Here is a 17,413-nt window from a genome sequence, read left to right as displayed (position 1 = left end):
GGGCCCGGCGGCCCCTGACGGGGGGATTATCCGCGCCGACTTACAATCCGGGGTTCCCCGATTCCAACCCCCCATCCCGCCTGCGCGCGCCGTCTGCGGCGCCGGGATGCAGCCGCAGCGGCAGGTTTCCTCATGGACATGAGCGCCACGACCCTCTCCACCTCCCAGAACACCACCTTGATGGCCAACGCCATCCGCGCGCTTGCGATGGATGCGGTGCAGGCCGCCAATTCCGGTCACCCCGGCGCCCCCATGGGCATGGCCGAGATCGCCGTGGCCCTATGGGGCCGCCACCTGCGCCACAACCCGGCCGACCCGCACTGGGCCGACCGCGACCGCTTTGTGCTGTCCAACGGCCACGGCTCGATGCTGATCTATGCGCTGCTGCACCTGAGCGGCTATGACCTGTCACTCGACGAGATCAAGCGCTTCCGCCAGTTGCACAGCAAGACCCCGGGGCATCCCGAGGTGGGCATCACCCCGGGGGTGGAGACCACCACCGGCCCGCTGGGCCAGGGCCTCACCAATGCGGTGGGACTGGCCTTGGCCGAGAAGCTGCTGGCGCACGAATTCAACCGTGGCGCGCACCGCATCGTCGATCACCACACCTACGTGTTCCTGGGCGACGGTTGTCTGATGGAAGGCATCAGCCACGAGGCCTGCGCCCTGGCCGGCGCCTGGAAGCTGAACAAGCTCATCGCGCTGTACGACGACAACGGCATCTCCATCGACGGCCAGGTCGATCCCTGGTTCATCGACGACACCCCCCGGCGCTTCGCCGCCTACGGTTGGCACGTCATCGACGACGTGGATGGCCATGACGTACAGGCCGTGGATGCGGCCATCGCCCAGGCCAAACGCAGCACCGACCGGCCCACCCTGATCGTGTGCAAGACGACGATCGGCAAGGGCTCGCCCAACCGGGCCGGCACGGCCAAGGTCCATGGCGAGGCCCTGGGCGTGGAGGAGATTCGCGCCACCCGCGATGCCCTGGGCTGGGTGCACGACCCCTTTGTGATCCCGGCCGAGGCCTACACCGCCTGGGATGCCCGCGAGGCCGGTGCCGCGCTGCAGCGTGACTGGCAGGCGCGGTTCGAGGCCTACCGGGCCGAGCATCCCGAGCTGGCCGCCGAATTCGAGCGCCGCATCCGCGGCGAGCTGCCTGCCGGCTTCGCCCAGGTGGCGGTGGACGCGGCCGTGGCGGCCCATACCAAGGCCGAGACCGTGGCCACCCGCAAGGCCAGCCAGATCGCGCTGGAGGCCTTCACGGCCGCGCTGCCCGAGCTGCTGGGCGGCTCGGCCGACCTGACCGGCTCCAACCTCACCCAGACCAAGAGCACGCCTGCGCTGCGCTTCGACGCTGCGACCGGCGAGCCCAACGGCGGGCGGCACATCAACTACGGGGTGCGCGAGTTCGGCATGGCCGCCATCATGAATGGTATCGCGCTGCACGGTGGCTATATTCCCTATGGCGGCACCTTCCTGACCTTCAGCGACTACTCGCGCAACGCCATCCGCATGGCCGCGCTGATGAAGCAGCGCGTGATCCACGTCTTCACGCACGACTCCATCGGCCTGGGCGAGGACGGCCCCACTCACCAGTCGATCGAGCATGCCGCCAGCCTGCGCCTGATCCCCAACTTGGACGTCTGGCGTCCGGCCGACACCGCCGAGACTGCCGTGGCCTGGGCCTGTGCGCTGCAGAGCAAACACCGCCCCAGCGCGCTGCTGCTGTCGCGCCAGAACCTGCCCTATGCGCCCAAGGCCGGGTTGGAGGACATCGCGCGCGGGGCCTATGTGCTGGCCGAGCCCAGCGAGGTGGGCCTGCACAAGAAGCCCCAGGCCGTGATCATCGCCACCGGCTCGGAGGTGCAGCTCGCCTTGCACGCGCAGCAACTTCTGGCGGTGCAGGGCATCGCCGTGCGTGTGGTCTCCATGCCGTCGACGACCGTCTTCGATCGCCAGGACGCGGCCTACAAGACCCAGGTCCTGCCCGCGCGGCTGCCACGCATCGCGGTGGAGGCCGGCGTCACCGACTTCTGGTGGAAGTATGGCTGCGCCGCAGTGGTGGGCATCGACACCTACGGCGAATCGGCCCCGGCCGGCGTGCTGTTCCGCCACTTCGGCTTCACGCCCGAGAACGTCGCTGCCACCGTGCGCGCTGTGCTTGGCCACTGACCCCGCTGACGGGAGCCTGCCGGGGCTCCCGCTCGTCCATGGATTTCCGTTACCGACTTTTCCCTAGGAGAGCGCAATCATGACCATCAGAATCGGCATCAACGGCTTCGGGCGCATCGGGCGCATGGTGTTCCGCGCGGCGGTGAAGAACTTCAAGGACATCGAGGTCGTGGCCATCAACGACCTGCTCGAGCCCGACTACCTGGCCTACATGCTGCAGTACGACTCGGTGCACGGCCGCTTCGACGGCGAGGTGGCCGTCGAGGGCAGCACCCTGGTGGTTAACGGCAAGAAGATCCGCCTGACCGCCGTGAAGGATCCGGCCGAGCTGAAGTGGGGCGAGGTCGGCGCCGACATCGTGGTCGAGTCCACGGGCCTGTTCCTCACCAAGGAGACCGCTCAGAAGCACCTGGCCGCCGGCGCCAAGAAAGTGATCATGTCGGCGCCGTCGAAGGATGACACGCCGATGTTCGTCTATGGCGTCAACCACACCAAATACGCTGGCGAGGCCATCATCTCCAACGCCTCGTGCACCACCAACTGCCTGGCGCCGCTGGCCAAGGTGCTGCACGACAAGTGGGGCATCAAGCGCGGCCTGATGACCACCGTGCACGCCGCCACCGCCACGCAGAAGACCGTGGACGGCCCGTCGAACAAGGACTGGCGCGGCGGCCGTGGCATCCTCGAGAACATCATCCCCTCCAGCACCGGCGCGGCCAAGGCCGTGGGCGTGGTGATTCCCGAGCTGAACAAGAAGCTCACCGGCATGTCCTTCCGTGTGCCCACCTCCGACGTGTCGGTGGTCGACCTGACCTGCGAACTGGAAAAGCCCGCCACCTACGCCGAGATCTGCGCCGAGATGAAGGCCCAGAGCGAAGGCGCGCTCAAGGGCGTGCTCGGCTACACCGAGGACAAGGTCGTGGCCACCGACTTCCGCGGCGACCCCCGCACCTCCATCTTCGATGCCGAGGCCGGCATCGCACTGGACCCCACCTTCGTGAAGCTCGTGTCCTGGTACGACAACGAGTGGGGCTACTCCAACAAGGTGCTGGAGATGGCCCGCGTGGTCGCCGCGAAGTGATCGACGTCGGCCGCGCACGCCAGGGCTCCCGCGGGAGCCCTTTTTGTTGCAGGGCTCAGGTGCTTGCGCCGGTGTCGGCGCTGCAGGGGGAGGCCTGACGCCCCAGCAGGCGCGGCGCCAGGCTGTCCAGGCGGCTGTGCAATGCGGCATCGGCTGCCGGGATGCGCACCTGCACGCGCACGGCGGCCGGTGTGATGGTGATCACCCGCGCGGCCCGCACGCCGCGGTTGGCCAGGTCCAGCGCCCGGCTTTCGGCGCTGTCGCGCGAGGTGAAACGGCCCAACGACAACCCCGGCTCCAGCTGCGGCGAGCTGCGCACCTCCTCGGCCCGGATGCCTGCTGCGCGCAGCTCCTCCTGCCGGCGCAGCAGCGCCTCCCGGCTGGGGTACTTGCCCAGATAGACCAGGAAGACCCCGCCGCGCTCCTGGCGGCGCACGCTCCAATCAACCCCCTGCAATGCCTGGGTGACGGTGGCTTCCACCCCCGCGTACTCGGCCTCGGTGTAGGGGCCGATCTCCAGGCACACCGCCGGGGCGGCCGCGACCGCACTGGCCGGCAGGGCCGATGCCGGCGAGGCTGGCGAGGCTGGCGAGGCTGGCGCTTCTTGCGGGGTGGGGGCCGAGGTCGCCGCGGGCGAGGGGACTCGCGGCGAGTCCGCAGGGGGGGCGATCTGCACGATCTCCGGCCGCACCTGGCGTTGCAGGCGTTCGGGCTCACGCGAGGAGGGAGGGATCGACAACAGCCCCTCCAGATGGCCGGCGGTCCAGGCGTAGTAGCCCAGATTGGCCAGCAGCAGCACGAGCACCAGGAGCCTCAGCATGGGCGCACGCTCACCTCGCCGCTGTCCACGCGGTGCAGGCCGCGCGCATCGCGCAGCAGCAAGGCCCCGTCCTCATCGACCCCCTGGGCCCGGCCCTCGGGCAGGTCGGGCCTCGTCGTCGTCACCGGCCGGTCACGCAGCAGGTCACGCGCCTCGAAGCGCCGGGCAAAGGCCACAAAGCCGCGCAGCTCGAACAGCCTGAGCGCCCCCACCAGGGCCGTGGCCGCTGCCGTGAGTGTGCCGGCGGCCGTGGCGGCTGGGTCGAGCTGGCGCAGCCAGGCCACCGGGTTGCGCGGGTCGGGCAGGGCCGGGGGCGCATCGATGTTCAAACCCACGCCCACCACCACATGGCGGCTCGGGCCGGCATGGCCCTGGGTCTCGATCAAGATGCCTCCGAGCTTGCCGGCCGGTGCATCGCCGGCGTCGGCCGTCCACAGATCGTTGGGCCACTTGATGCGAAGCTGCGGGTGCAGCGCCTCGGCCAGGGCCACGCCCACGGCCAGCGACAGCCCGCCCCAGCGCTGCGGCGACATCGGCAGGCCTAGCGAGAAGGTGAGTGATGCCCCCGGTGCCGACCGCCAGGGACGCCCCTGGCGGCCCCGTCCTGCGCTTTGGCGCTCGGCCACCAGCAGGCAGGGGGCGGTGTCGCCCTGGCGTGCACGCTCCAGCAGCCGGGTGTTGGTGGAGTCAACCTCGGCCAACACCTCCACACTCAAGCCCGGCAACTGGGGCTCGAGCCGTTCCCAGAGGTCTTCGGCAGGCCAGGACAGGGCGGTCATCGTTTCGGGGCGAGCATGGTGCGCCGGCAGTTTGGGGCGCCGCAGCGGCATTCGTACTGCTTCTTCAGCTTGGGCGTGTAGCGCTCGTCGATCACCAGGCCATAGTCGTAGAACAGTTCCTCGCCCGGGGCGATGTCGCGCAGGGCCTTGATGAACACCCGGCCGTCCACCTCGTCGGCCTCGCAGTTGGGGTTGCAGGCATGGTTGATCCAGCGCGCCGCATTGCCGCCGTACTTGGCGTCGATCACGTGGCCGTCGTCGATGTGGAAATAGAAGGTGTGGTGCGGGTCCGTCGGGTCGTGCGGATGGCGGCGCAGGGCCTCGGCCCAGGTGATGACCTCGCCCTTGTACTCGATGATGCGCTCGCCGCAGCGGATCGGCGCCACCGCGAACACGCCCTTGCCGTGCACTCCTGAGCGGCGCACCTGGATGCGCCGCCCCCGGGACGGAGCAGCAGACCCCGCGGCGGTGCGGGGGGAACGGGAGGGCCGAGCTTGCGTCATGGTCGACTTTGGGTACATTGAAATGGGAGCGCGCGCGTGCGTGCGCGCACGCGCGAGGCAGCGGCATTGTAGGGGCCGCCCGGCCGCGCGGGCGCGGCGTCCCGGTGTCCCACCCTTCCTGACCCAACCGAGATCCATGAGCAAAGCCCTGGTCATCGCCGAGAAGCCGTCCGTCGCACAGGACATCGTGCGCGCGCTCACGCCCTCGAGCGGCAAGTTCGATAAGCATGACGAGTACTTCGAGAACGAGCACTACATCGTCAGTTCCGCCGTGGGCCACCTGGTCGAGATCAAGGCGCCCGAGGAATACGACGTCAAGCGCGGCAAGTGGAGCTTCGCCCACCTGCCGGTGATCCCTCCGCACTTTGATCTCCATCCCATCGACAAGAGCAAGGGCCGGCTCAATGCCCTGGTCAAGCTCATCCGCCGCAAGGACGTCACCGAACTCATCAATGCCTGCGACGCGGGACGTGAGGGCGAGCTGATCTTCCGCCTCATCGTGCAGTACGCCACCCCGGCCAAGGGGGGGCTGCACAAGCCCATCCGGCGCCTGTGGTTGCAGAGCATGACGCCCCAGGCCATCCGCGAGGGCTTCGAACGGCTGCGCAGTGACGAGGAGATGCGCGGCCTGTCGGAAGCCGCGCGCAGTCGCAGCGAGGCCGACTGGCTCGTGGGCATCAACGGCACGCGCGCGATGACGGCCTTCAATTCACGCGACGGTGGCTTTTTCCTCACCACCGTGGGCCGGGTGCAGACGCCCACGCTGTCCATCGTGGTCGAGCGCGAGGAGAAGATCCGCAAGTTCGTGCCGCGCGACTACTGGGAGGTGCGCGCCACCTTCGGTGCCCAGGCCGGCACCTACGAAGGCAAGTGGTTCGACCCGGCTTGGAAGAAAAACGAGACCGACCCCGAGCTGCGTGCCGACCGGCTGTGGACGGCCGCCCAAGCCCAGGCCATTGCCGAGGCGGTGCGTGGCCAGGCCGGCACCGTCACCGAGGAGGCCAAGCCCAGCACCCAGAGCAGCCCGCTGCTCTACGACCTGACCACGCTGCAGCGCGAGGCCAACTCGCGCTTGGGGTTTTCGGCCAAGACCACGCTCGCGCTTGCCCAGGCCCTGTACGAAAAGCACAAGGTGCTGACCTACCCGCGGACCGACTCGCGTGCCCTGCCCGAAGACTACCTCGGCGTGGTCAAGAAGACGATGGAGATGATCGCCGGCGAGGATCTGCCCGGCCCCTTGCGCGAGCTGGCGCCGCATGCGGCCACGGCGATACGGGAGGGCTACATCAAGCCCAACAAGCGGGTGTTCGACAACACCAAGGTCTCGGACCACTTTGCCATCATCCCCACGCTGCAGGCGCCCAAGAGCCTCACGGAGGCCGAGGCGAAGCTGTACGACATGGTGGTCAAGCGCTTCCTGGCTGTGTTCTACCCCGCCGCCGAGTACCTGGTCACCACGCGCATCACCACGGTGAAGGCCAAGGGCCAGTCCCACAGCTTCCAGACCAACGGCAAGGTGCTGGTCAAGCCGGGCTGGCTGGCCGTGTACGGCAAGGAGGCCCAGGAAGACGACGCCAGCCTCGTGGCGGTCGCGCCGGGCGAGACCGTGCGCACCGAGGACGTGGCGATCCATGCCACCAAGACCCGCCCGCCGGCGCGCTACACCGAAGCGACGCTGCTGTCGGCCATGGAAGGCGCGGGCAAGCTGGTGGACGACGAGGAACTCAAGGCCGCGATGCAGGACAAAGGCCTGGGCACGCCGGCCACGCGGGCGGCCATCATCGAGGGCCTGATCCAAGAAAAGTACATCGTGCGTGAGGGGCGCGAGCTCGTTCCCACCGCCAAGGCCTTTCAGCTCATGACGCTGCTGCGCGGTCTGGACGTGGAAGACCTCACCAAGCCCGAGCTCACCGGCAACTGGGAGTTCCAGCTCGCACAGATGGAAAAGGGCAAACTCTCGCGCGACACCTTCATGGCCGAGATCGCCGCGATGACCCAGCGCATCGTGCAAAAAGCCAAGGAATACGACCGCGACACCATTCCTGGCGACTACGCCACGCTCAAGACCCCATGCCCCAACTGCGGCGGTGTGGTCAAAGAGAACTACCGTCGTTTCACCTGCACCGGCAAAACCGGGGACGAGGAGGGCTGCGGCTTTTCGATCAGCAAGATTCCGGGCGGGCGCAGCTTCGAGCTGCACGAGGTCGAGCAGTTCTTGGCCCACAAGAAGATCGGCCCGCTGGAGGGCTTCCGATCCAAGGCGGGCTGGCCGTTTTCGGCCGAACTCAAGCTGGCCTACGACGAGGACATCCGCAACTACAAGCTCGAGTTCGACTTTGGCGACGACGCCAAGAAGGCCGAGGACGGCGAGCCGGTGGACTTCAGCGGCCAGGAGTCGCTGGGGGCCTGCCCCAAGTGCAAAGGCCGTGTCTACGAGCATGGCACCAGCTATGTCTGCGAACACGCGGTGGGCTCGCACATCACCTGCGACTTCAAGAGCGGCAAGATCATCCTGCAGCAACCGGTGGCACGCGAGCAGATGAGCAAGCTGCTGGCCACCGGCAAGACCGACCTGCTGGAGAACTTCGTCTCCAACAAGACGCGCCGTAAGTTCAAGGCCTTCCTGGTCTGGGACCACAAGGAAGGCAAGGTCGGCTTCGAGTTCGAGCCGCGCGCGGCCAAGGCGCCGGCCGCCAAGAAGGCCGCTGCGAAGAAGGTGGCCGCCAAGGAATGACTCCCGCCGTCTTCCTCAAGCTGCTGGCCATCTTCACCGTCGTCACGATCGGCTGGCTGGCCGGACGGGCGAAGTTCTTCGGCGGGGGCGAGACGGCGCGGGCGCTGTCGAACGCCGCCTTCTACCTGTTCGCGCCGGCACTGCTGTTCCGCACCACGGCGCGCATCGACTTCGCCTCCTTGCCCTGGGCGGTGATCGTGGCCTATTTCGTGCCGGTGGTGGGCTTGCTGCTGGGCATCTATGGGTGGCGGCGCCGGCAGAGCCGTCCGGCCGAAGGCTCTCCGGCCGAGCCCAGCGTGCGGGCCATCACCGCCACCTTCAGCAACACGGTGCAGCTGGGCATCCCGATCGCGATGGCGCTGTTCGGCGAGGCCGGCCTGTCCATCCACCTGGCCATCGTCAGCCTGCATGCGCTGATCCTGCTGAGCCTGCTCACGGTGCTGGTGGAGCTCGATCTGGCGCGCGCCGCCTCGCGCACCGAGGCCGGTCGGCCCCGCTTGGCCACCACGCTCAAGCTCACGGTGCGCAACACCCTGATCCACCCGGTGGTGCTGCCGGTGCTCGCGGGCATGGGCTGGAACGTCGCCGGCCTGCCGATTCCACCCGCGGCCGACGAGATCCTGTCGATGCTGGGCCAGGCCGTGGTGCCGGTGTGCCTGGTGGCCATCGGCATGTCGCTGGCCCACTACGGCCTGCAGGGCTCGCTGCGCGGCGCCGGCTGGCTCACGGCGGCCAAGCTCGTGGCCCAGCCGGCCCTGGTGCTGGCCATGGGGTACTTCGTGTTCGGGCTGTCGGGCCTGCCGCTCACGGTGATCGTGATGTGCGCGGGACTGCCCTCGGGCACCAATGCGCTGATGTTCTCGCAGCGCTACCGCAGCCAGGAGGCCGAGACCACGGCCACGGTGGTGCTGTCCACCCTGGTCTTCGTGCTCACGGCGCCGCTGTGGCTGACCCTGGTGTCGCGGCTGTGATCTGAGCGGCCGGGGCCCGGATTTGCGACAATTCCGGGCATGACCGCCACCGACCTCCAGGCTTACATGGCCCATGTGGGCGCCGCCGCCCGTGCGGCCGCCACGCGCATGGCCGCGGCCTCCACGGCCGCCAAGAACGACGCGCTGCGCCGCCTGGCCGCGCTGATCCGCGAACACGGCCCGCGCCTGCAGGCCGAGAACGCCAAGGATCTGACGGCTGCCGAAGCCCGCGGCTTGGCCGCGCCGATGGTCGATCGCCTGCGCATCAGCGACAAGGTCGTCGCGCAGATGGCCGAGAACTGCGAGCAGGTGGCCGCGTTGCCTGACCCGGTGGGCGAGATGATCAACCTGCGCCGCCGCCCCACCGGCATCACGGTGGGCCAGATGCGCGTGCCCATCGGTGTGTTCGGCATGATCTATGAGAGCCGTCCCAACGTCACCATCGAGGCGGCCTCGCTGGGCATCAAGAGCGGCAATGCTTGCTTGCTGCGCGGCGGTTCCGAGGCCCTGCACTCTAATCTGGCGCTGTGGAAGCTCGTGCAGCAGGCCCTGCAGGCGGCCGGCCTGCCCCCCGAGGGTGTGCAACTCATCGAGACCACCGACCGCGAGGCCGTGGGCCGGCTGATCGCGATGCCCGAGTACGTGGACGTCATCATCCCACGCGGCGGCAAGTCGCTGATCGAGCGCATCAGCCGCGAGGCCACGGTGCCGGTGATCAAGCACCTGGACGGCAACTGTCACGTCTTCGTCGATGCGTCGGCCGATCTCGACCTGGCCGTCACCGTCACCGACAACGCGAAAACACAGAAATACAGCCCCTGCAACGCGGCCGAATCGCTGCTGGTGCACGAGGCTATCGCCCCGGCCTTTCTGCCCCGTATCGGCGCGATCTTTGCCGCCAAGGGGGTGGAGATGCGCTGCGACGCTGGCGCCAAGGCGCTTCTGGCGGCCGTCCCGGGCGCGAAGCTCGCGGATGCCACCGAGCAGGACTGGGCCGAGGAATACCTGGCGCCCATCATCAGCATCAAGCTGGTGAAAGACGTGGACGAGGCCATCGCCCACATCAACCGCTACGGCTCGCACCACACCGACGCCATCCTCACCGAGCACCACCCCAACGCGATGCGCTTTCTGCGCGAAGTCGATTCGGCCAGCGTGATGGTCAACGCCAGCACGCGCTTTGCCGACGGCTTCGAGTACGGCCTGGGCGCCGAGATCGGCATCTCCACCGACAAGTTCCACGCCCGCGGACCGGTGGGGCTGGAGGGGCTGACGTCGCTCAAGTACATCGTTCTAGGGCAAGGCGAGACCCGCGGCTGACTGCCTCTCGGCCTGCGTCTGTGTTCGGATCGTTGTCGGTCGCAACCCAACGAGAACGAGAGAAGCGAGGGGCACGAGCATGCGCTTGCTGCATTACCTAGAAATCGAGAATTTCAAGCGGTTCGGTTCTCGCCAGCGGATCGAACTGGATCACCCGACGGTTCTTATCGGTCCGAATAACTGTGGCAAGACGAGTGCCATCCAGGCGCTGGCTTTGTGGGCCCAGGCGGTGCAGGCTTGGTTCGACGCCAGGCACGATTCTGCGGGGAAAGAGCGTACTGCCACTTCGATGAACCGTCTCAACATCGTTGCAGTGCCAGTGCAGCGCACCCGGTTCTTCTGGCATAACACCCAGGTCCGCAAAGGCAACAAGGATATCCCTCTGGTCATCACCGTAGGCGTCGCGTTCAAGGGGCAGGTGCGTCCGCTGCCCATGCGCTTCCGTAACCAAGGCGACGAGTTGGTGTATTGCACGCCTGACGAGTCGGTGATCACAGACATGGAATTGATCGCCTATGCCGCGAAGTTGAACGTAGAGTTGCTTTACCCGATGTCCGGGTTGGACACGGAGGAGCCTATCTTGCAGCCTGGCCGCGTCGACGTACTCTTGGGGCAGGGGCGCACCGCAGATGTGCTGCGCAACCTGTGCTTGACCGTCGCCAAGGCCTCGTCCGACGACTGGAAGCGAATCGTTGGCCTGATGAAGCGGCTCTTCAATGTGGATCTGAGCGTCCCTGAAGAAACTACTCGCGGCAGCATCATGCTGGCCTACCGCCAGCCGGGCGTCAAGGAGGCGCTGGACATCTCATCGGCGGGGAGAGGCATGTTGCAGATGCTGCTCGTGTTCGCATACCTCTACTCGCACAAGCGCAGTGTGCTCCTGGTGGATGAGCCCGACGCTCACTTGGAGATCCTGCGCCAGAAGCAGGTCTACGTCTTGCTGCGCGATATCGCCACGGAGAACGGATCCCAGGTGGTGATGGTGACGCATTCGGAGGTGATCCTTGACGAGGCTCTTGACAACAATTTGACCCTTCTCCTGGAAGGTCAGGCAGATGATTTGGCCAAGAAGCAGGACATCCGCAACGCGCTCAAGCACTTTGGCGCCGAGCACTACGTGAAGGCTCGCGAACGGGGCTACGTTTTGTACGTGGAGGGCGGAACGGACGTCACTATGTTGCGGGCGCTGGCCGATCGCCTGGGGCATCCCGCAGCGGCAATCTGGGACGAACGTATCAACACGTTTTACGTGCAAAACAACTACCCACAGCAAGATGCGGATGCGGAACTGGAGCGCGTCGAGGGAGGCTTCGGTGTGACGCCACGCGAGCACTTCAGCGGCTTGCGCAATCTGCTACCTGGGTTGAAGGGCTTGGCCATTCTGGACAACGACGGGCGGAATCGCCAGGATCGCGATGAAGGCGCACTGAAGATTCGCTACTGGCGCCGCTATGAGACAGAGAACTACTTCATCACGCCGGATCTTTTGCGACGCTATGCAATCCAGCAGTATCCGGCCGATGACCTGTTTGCCTCGCAGACCTATGCGGTTGTGGATGAAGCGCTCGGCGCCGTGCTGACAAGAGATGTTTTCGACGGCAGCGAGGTGGACTACCGTGCATGGTGTGAGTTGCCCAGCGAGGCTGCTCGGCTGGTGTGGGAGGCAAAGACAGAGAGACGCAAACTGAGTGAGATCGCCGAGGCGTTCTTTCGAGAGCTGGCGCAGAGGCTTGGCGTACCAATGCTTCTGAGTAAGGGCGAATTGCATCGTTTGGTCCCGCTTGCTGAACTCACGGCTGCGGCGGAGGACGAGATACGTGGAAAGCTTGACTTGCTGGCGGAACTGTTTCGTGCGGCGCAGCCGCACGGTGAACAGGTGACGCAAGCGGACCGCGAAAACGAAGGGAACTTCGACTAGAGAGCCTTCGTTGTGCTCCCCTGATCAGACGAAAGCCTCTACTATCCATCCATGACCGCCCCCCGCACCGCCCTGGTCCTCTTCAGCGGGGGCCAGGACTCCACCGTCTGCCTGGCCTGGGCGCTGTCGCGATTCCAGCGCGTCGAGACGATCGGCTTCGACTACGGCCAGCGTCACCGTGTCGAACTGGATTGTCGCCACACCATGCGCGACGAACTGCGCCGGGCTTTCCCGGCCTGGGCCGACCGCCTGGGCGACGACCATGTGCTCGACCTCCAACTGCTGGGTCAGATCAGCGACACCGCGCTCACCGAGGCACGGGCCATCGAGATGCAGGCCAACGGCCTGCCCAATACCTTCGTGCCCGGCCGCAACCTGCTCTTCCTGACCTTCGCCGCCACGCTGGCCTACCGCCGCGGTGCCAGCGTGCTGGTGGGGGGCATGTGCGAAACCGACTACTCCGGCTACCCCGATTGCCGCGACAACACCCTCAAGGCCCTGCAAGTGGCGCTCAGCCTCGGCATGGACACGCCGATGACGGTCGAGACGCCGCTGATGTGGCTCAACAAGGCGCAGACCTGGACCCTGGCCGAGCGGCTGGGCGGTGTGGCGCTGGTCGATCTGATCATCGAGCACACCCACACCTGCTACCTGGGCGAGCGGGTGCTGCGCCATCGGTGGGGCTGGGGCTGCGGGCACTGCCCGGCCTGCGAGCTGCGCGCACGCGGGCACGCCGAGTATGCCGCGGGCTCGCCTGCCGCTGCATTGGCTTGAGACGCAACGCAGGGCTGAGGCGTGGCGGCTCCATGGGCCGTGAGCGTGGCGCAGGCGCCGGGATCCGTGTCGGCGCCATCATCGCGCCCTGTGCGGCGGGGTCGTAGTAGAGTCGCGGGGGTCAAGTCAGGCCTTGGGGGGTTGCGGATGAGCACGACACAAATCCTTGGCTGGGTGGTCGTCGCCGTGCTGGTGTTCTGGGCCGTCGGGGCCTACAACCGGCTGGTGCGGCTGCGCAACGCCATCGGCAATGCCTTTGCCCAGATCGACGTGCAGCTCAAGCGGCGCTACGACCTCATCCCCAACTTGGTCGAGACGGCGCGCAAGTACATCGCCCACGAGCGCGAGACCCTCGAGGCCGTGATCGCCGCGCGCAACCAAGCCCGCACCGCAGCCGAGCACGTGCGCGTGCGACCCACCAGCGCCGGATCGGTCGGTGCCTTGGCCGTGGCCGAGCAGGCCCTGGAAGGCACGCTCGCGCGCCTGATGGCGGTGGTGGAGAACTACCCCGAGCTCAAGGCCGATCAGACCCTGCGCGAGCTGTCCGAGGAACTCACCAGCACGGAGAACCGGGTGGCTTTCGCGCGCCAAGCCTTCAACGATGCTGCGCTGGACTACAACAACGCCGCGCAGCAGTTTCCCACCAACCTCATCGCCCGGATCTTCGGCTTCAAGGAGGCGGGCATGTTGCAGTCCACCGCCAGCGACGAGGAACGCAAGACACTGCGTGTCCAGTTCTGAACGGGTTCCCGCCCTGAGGCGCTGACCCCATGGCGATGCGCTTTCGCGAACACCAGGAGGCGGCGCAGGCCGCCTCGCGGCGCCTGCTGTGGCTGTTCGCTCTCGTGCTGGTGCTGCTGGTGCTGACCATCAACGGCGCCCTGGCGTTGATCTACCGGCTGAGCTTTCCCTGGATGCAGGGCTTTCCACACCTGTTTTTCGAGACCAACACCGCGCTGACCCTGCTGTTCGTGCTGGGGGGCTGCTGGTTCGAGATGCTGCGCCTGCGTGAGGGCGGCGCCCATGTGGCCCGCCTGGCCGGCGGCACGCCCATCGATCCGCCCGAGGGCCGGGTGGGTGATCTGTACGAAAAGCGCCTGCGCAACGTGGTCGACGAGGTGGCCCTGGCAGCGGGCATGAGGCCACCGGCGGTCTACGTGCTGCAACGCGAGGAGGCCATCAATGCCTTCGCCGCGGGCTGGAACCGCGACGATGCGGTCATTGCCGTCACCCGCGGGGCGCTGGAGCGGCTCACACGCGACGAGCTGCAAGGCGTCGTGGCCCATGAGTTCAGCCACATCTTCCACGGCGACACCCGGCTCAACATGCGCCTGATCGGCCTGGTGTGGGGTTTACAGATGATCTACAACTTCGGCCGCTCGCTGGTGGAGCCCGATGATCGGGGTCGGCGCGGGGCGGCCGTCCTGTTCGGTCTGGCCCTGATCGTCGTGGGGGCACTGGGCTGGATCGCCGGGCGCGTGCTCAAGGCCGCGGTGTCGCGCCAGCGCGAGTTCCTGGCCGATGCCTCGGCGGTGAAGTACACGCGCAGCACCGAGGGCATCGGCGGGGCGTTGCGCAAGGTCGCCGACCAGGCCTGGCGCGGCAGCGACCGCATCCACCAGGCCCAGGCCGAGAGCTTGTCGCACTTGTTCTTCGTCTCGCGTGTGCGCTGGGATCTGTTCGCCACCCACCCGCCGCTGGCCGAGCGCATCCGCCGCATCTACGGTTTCGAGGTGGTGCCCCTGGCTGCGCGCGTGCTGCCGCCCGAGGACGATGACGCCCCGCTCACTCAGCCGATGGCCGGTCTGGTGCCCATCGGCACAGACGCTGCGGCCGGCGCGGACGGCGGCGACGGCGCGGTGGATCTCGTGCTGCCCGTCGAGACTCCGGCCGCGGGCGAGGGGTCCGACGCCTCGCGCCACGATGCCATGCAGGCCCCGGCCCTGGCCGGCGCCGCCCAGCGTGAACGTGAGGCCCTGGCCCGCATCGCGCGCTGGCAGGGCCCGGGCGAGCGCCGCGCCGCGGTGCTGGGGCTGCTGGTCACGCCCGGGCAGGAGCGCGAATGGCAGGCTTGGGCCGAAGAGACCGCCGGGCTGACCGTGGCTGCGGCCGTGCGCGCCGAGCTTGCCCATCTCACCCATGCCACGCGGCTGCCGGTGTGGGAGGCGATGCTGCGTCGCAGTGCCAAGGCCCCGTTGGCCGAGCGTCGGAGCCTGGTGGAGGCGGCACGCCGCATCATGAAGGCCGACGGCCAGGTCAGCCCCATGGACCGCCTGCGCTGGCTGGTGATGCGCCATCTGCTCAGCGGGGCCGCGCAACGACTTCCTCCGCCTGCGGGTGATAACGATATTGCGCATCTGGCTAAAGACGTGACCACGGCCACCGCCTTTCTGGCGAGAATGGTCGCTGCGTCCGCCTGTGCGAGCGGCCAACCACCGGCGTGGTACCTCGTGGTGATGGAGGGGCTGTGGACTTCCCAGGCCGTGCCCATGTGGGTGGCGCCCGACGCCGACGCGGTGGCCCATGCCTGGGCGCGGCTCGCGCAGCTCTCGGCCATGCAGCGGCCGGTGCTGTTGCGGGCTTGGGTCGATGCGGCGGTGCGTCAGGCCGGGACTGCGCGTTTGGCGGACGAAGCGGCCGACGCCTTGAGGCTGGCTGCCGTGTTGCTGGGCGTGCCGCTGCCGCAGGCGCTGGCCGACCAGTACATCGAAGTGACTTGATGGGAACAACGAGAAGGAGCAAGCACGATGAGCCCGAAACCCTTGATTGCCGCGGCGCTGGCCTGCATGGCCGCCGGCGGTGCGGCCGCGCAGGATGCGCAGGCCCTGTACGTGCGTAGCCTCGCGGCCACCTGCGCCAACTGCCACGGCACCGACGGCCGTGCGGTGCAGGGCTCGCAGGTGCCCACGCTGGCCGGCATGCCGCAGGTCTACATCGTCGAGCAGATGAAGGCCTTCAAGGCCGGCACGCGCACGGCCACGGTGATGCACCAGCTCGCCAAGGGCTACAGCGACGAGCAGATCCAACAGATTGCGGCCTACTTTGCCGCGCAGAAGAAGTGAGGAGGCCCGCGATGTTGCAACGACGTTCCTTCCTGCAAGGCGCCGCCGCCGCGGGCGTGCTCGGCCTGAGCGCCTGCGCGACCACCGGCGTGCCGTCCAAGGCCCGCGTGCTGGTGGTGGGCGGCGGCTACGGCGGCGCCACGGCGGCCAAGTACGTGCGCCTGCTGTCCGACTACCAGATCGAGGTCGTGCTGGTCGAGCCCAACGGCGCCTTCGTGTCCTGCCCCATCTCCAACCTGGTGCTGGGCGGCCACCGCACGATGGCCGAGATCACCACCCCTTACGACAACCTCGTGCGCCGCCACGGCGTGCGCCTGGTGCGCGACACGGTGGCCCGCGTCGATCCGGCGAAGAAGGTGGCGGTGCTGGCCTCCGGTCCCACCATCGCCTACGACAAGCTCATCCTCTCGCCGGGCATCGACCTGATGTTCGACAGCATCCAGGGCCTGAAGGCCGCCCACGACGCGGGCCAGATCCTGCAGGCCTGGAAGGCCGGCCCCGAGACCGTGGCGCTGCGCCGCCAGCTCGAGGCCATGCCCGATGGCGGCGTCTTCGCGATGACCGTGCCCGAGGCGCCCTACCGCTGCCCGCCCGGGCCCTATGAGCGGGTGTGCCTGGTGGCCGACTATTTCAAGCGCGCCAAACCGCGCTCCAAGGTGCTGCTGCTCGACGCCAACCCCGACGTGACCTCCAAGGGCCCGCTGTTCAAGAAGATCTGGGCCGAGCAGTACAAGGGCATCATCGAGTACCGTCCGCAACACAAGGCGGTGGCGGTGGACGCCAGGACCCGCACGATCAAGTTCGAGGTCAACGACGACGTGAAGGCCGACGTGCTCAACGTGCTGCCCACGATGCGCGCCGGCACGATCGCCGTGGACACCGGCCTGGCCAATGCGAATGCGCGCTGGTGCCTGGTGAACTTCCTCAACTTCGAGTCCACCGCGGTCAAGGACATCCACGTGCTGGGCGATGCCATCCAGACCGCCCCGCTGATGCCCAAGAGCGGCCACATGGCCAATTCGCATGCCAAGGTGGCAGCGGCGGCCATCGTGGCCGAGCTGCGCGGCTGGCCGGTCAACCCCGCCCCCATGCTCACCAACACCTGCTATAGCTTCGTGGACGGCAAGAACGTCATCCACGTGGCCAGCGTGCACGAGTACGTGGCGGCCGAGAAGACTTTCAAGACCGTGGCCGGCTCGGGCGGCGTGTCCACCGGGCCCACCGAACTCGAAGGCATCTACGCCTGGAACTGGGCGCAGAACATCTGGGCCGA

At 67.7% G+C, this 17,413-nt stretch carries 14 protein-coding genes; 11 read left to right on the top strand and 3 right to left on the bottom strand.

The features are described from left to right. Positions 1-132: 132 nt before the first annotated feature. Together tkt and gap are read left to right on the top strand one after the other, a co-directional pair. Positions 133-2,178, top strand: coding sequence for a transketolase (gene tkt / locus ACK4ZD_RS04325; RefSeq protein WP_409659147.1), 2,046 nt, complete (start codon positions 133-135; stop codon positions 2,176-2,178). A gap of 79 nt (positions 2,179-2,257) precedes the next feature. Next, positions 2,258-3,259: a type I glyceraldehyde-3-phosphate dehydrogenase gene (gene gap, locus ACK4ZD_RS04320; RefSeq protein WP_409659145.1), complete on the top strand. Its 1,002-nt coding sequence runs from the start codon at positions 2,258-2,260 to the stop codon at positions 3,257-3,259. Between the two features lie 55 nt (positions 3,260-3,314). Here the strand turns inward: gap and ACK4ZD_RS04315 are convergent, their stop codons facing one another. From ACK4ZD_RS04315 to ACK4ZD_RS04305, 3 genes are read right to left on the bottom strand one after another with little or no spacing between them, the layout of a single operon-like run. Further along, entirely contained in the window at positions 3,315-4,079 is a 765-nt protein-coding gene (locus ACK4ZD_RS04315; RefSeq protein WP_409659144.1) for a hypothetical protein, read from the bottom strand. Then, positions 4,073-4,858, bottom strand: coding sequence for a biotin--[acetyl-CoA-carboxylase] ligase (locus ACK4ZD_RS04310; protein WP_409659142.1), 786 nt, complete (start codon positions 4,856-4,858; stop codon positions 4,073-4,075). Before ACK4ZD_RS04310 ends, ACK4ZD_RS04315 begins: the two co-directional genes overlap by 7 nt. Beyond that, entirely contained in the window at positions 4,855-5,361 is a 507-nt protein-coding gene (locus tag ACK4ZD_RS04305) for an SET domain-containing protein (protein WP_409659141.1), read from the bottom strand. Before ACK4ZD_RS04305 ends, ACK4ZD_RS04310 begins: the two co-directional genes overlap by 4 nt. Before the next feature lie 136 nt (positions 5,362-5,497). On the opposite strand from ACK4ZD_RS04305, the gene ACK4ZD_RS04300 reads away from it, so the two are divergent. From ACK4ZD_RS04300 to ACK4ZD_RS04260, 9 genes are all read left to right on the top strand, one after another. Further along, a complete protein-coding gene (locus ACK4ZD_RS04300) occupies positions 5,498-8,095 on the top strand; it encodes a DNA topoisomerase III (protein ID WP_409659139.1) in 2,598 nt (865 codons plus the stop codon). Beyond that, on the top strand, positions 8,092-9,066 hold the full coding sequence (locus tag ACK4ZD_RS04295; protein ID WP_409659138.1) for an AEC family transporter: 975 nt from the start codon (positions 8,092-8,094) through the stop codon (positions 9,064-9,066). Before ACK4ZD_RS04300 ends, ACK4ZD_RS04295 begins: the two co-directional genes overlap by 4 nt. Before the next feature lie 39 nt (positions 9,067-9,105). Further along, a complete protein-coding gene (locus ACK4ZD_RS04290; protein ID WP_409659137.1) occupies positions 9,106-10,386 on the top strand; it encodes a glutamate-5-semialdehyde dehydrogenase in 1,281 nt (426 codons plus the stop codon). Between the two features lie 79 nt (positions 10,387-10,465). Beyond that, a complete protein-coding gene (locus tag ACK4ZD_RS04285; RefSeq protein ID WP_409659135.1) occupies positions 10,466-12,304 on the top strand; it encodes an ATP-dependent nuclease in 1,839 nt (612 codons plus the stop codon). Between the two features lie 51 nt (positions 12,305-12,355). Next, positions 12,356-13,078 (top strand): 7-cyano-7-deazaguanine synthase QueC, encoded by a 723-nt coding sequence (gene queC, locus ACK4ZD_RS04280; RefSeq protein WP_409659133.1) that lies wholly within the window; start codon positions 12,356-12,358, stop codon positions 13,076-13,078. 147 nt (positions 13,079-13,225) lie between these two features. Beyond that, entirely contained in the window at positions 13,226-13,819 is a 594-nt protein-coding gene (locus ACK4ZD_RS04275; protein WP_409659131.1) for a LemA family protein, read from the top strand. A 29-nt stretch (positions 13,820-13,848) separates the two neighbouring features. Next, positions 13,849-15,798: a M48 family metallopeptidase gene (locus ACK4ZD_RS04270; protein ID WP_409659129.1), complete on the top strand. Its 1,950-nt coding sequence runs from the start codon at positions 13,849-13,851 to the stop codon at positions 15,796-15,798. Between the two features lie 27 nt (positions 15,799-15,825). Further along, positions 15,826-16,140 (top strand): c-type cytochrome, encoded by a 315-nt coding sequence (locus tag ACK4ZD_RS04265; protein WP_409659127.1) that lies wholly within the window; start codon positions 15,826-15,828, stop codon positions 16,138-16,140. Positions 16,141-16,151: 11 nt separating this feature from the next. Beyond that, the coding region (locus tag ACK4ZD_RS04260; protein WP_409659125.1) for an FCSD flavin-binding domain-containing protein at positions 16,152-17,413 on the top strand (1,262 nt) is incomplete at its 3' end.

The organism is Caldimonas sp. (genome assembly GCF_046291045.1).
In the GTDB taxonomy this organism is placed as follows: Bacteria; Pseudomonadota; Gammaproteobacteria; order Burkholderiales; family Burkholderiaceae_C; genus Caldimonas.
The sequence above is the reverse complement of the archived record's forward strand: the minus strand, read 5'-3'. Positions and strand labels throughout refer to the sequence as shown.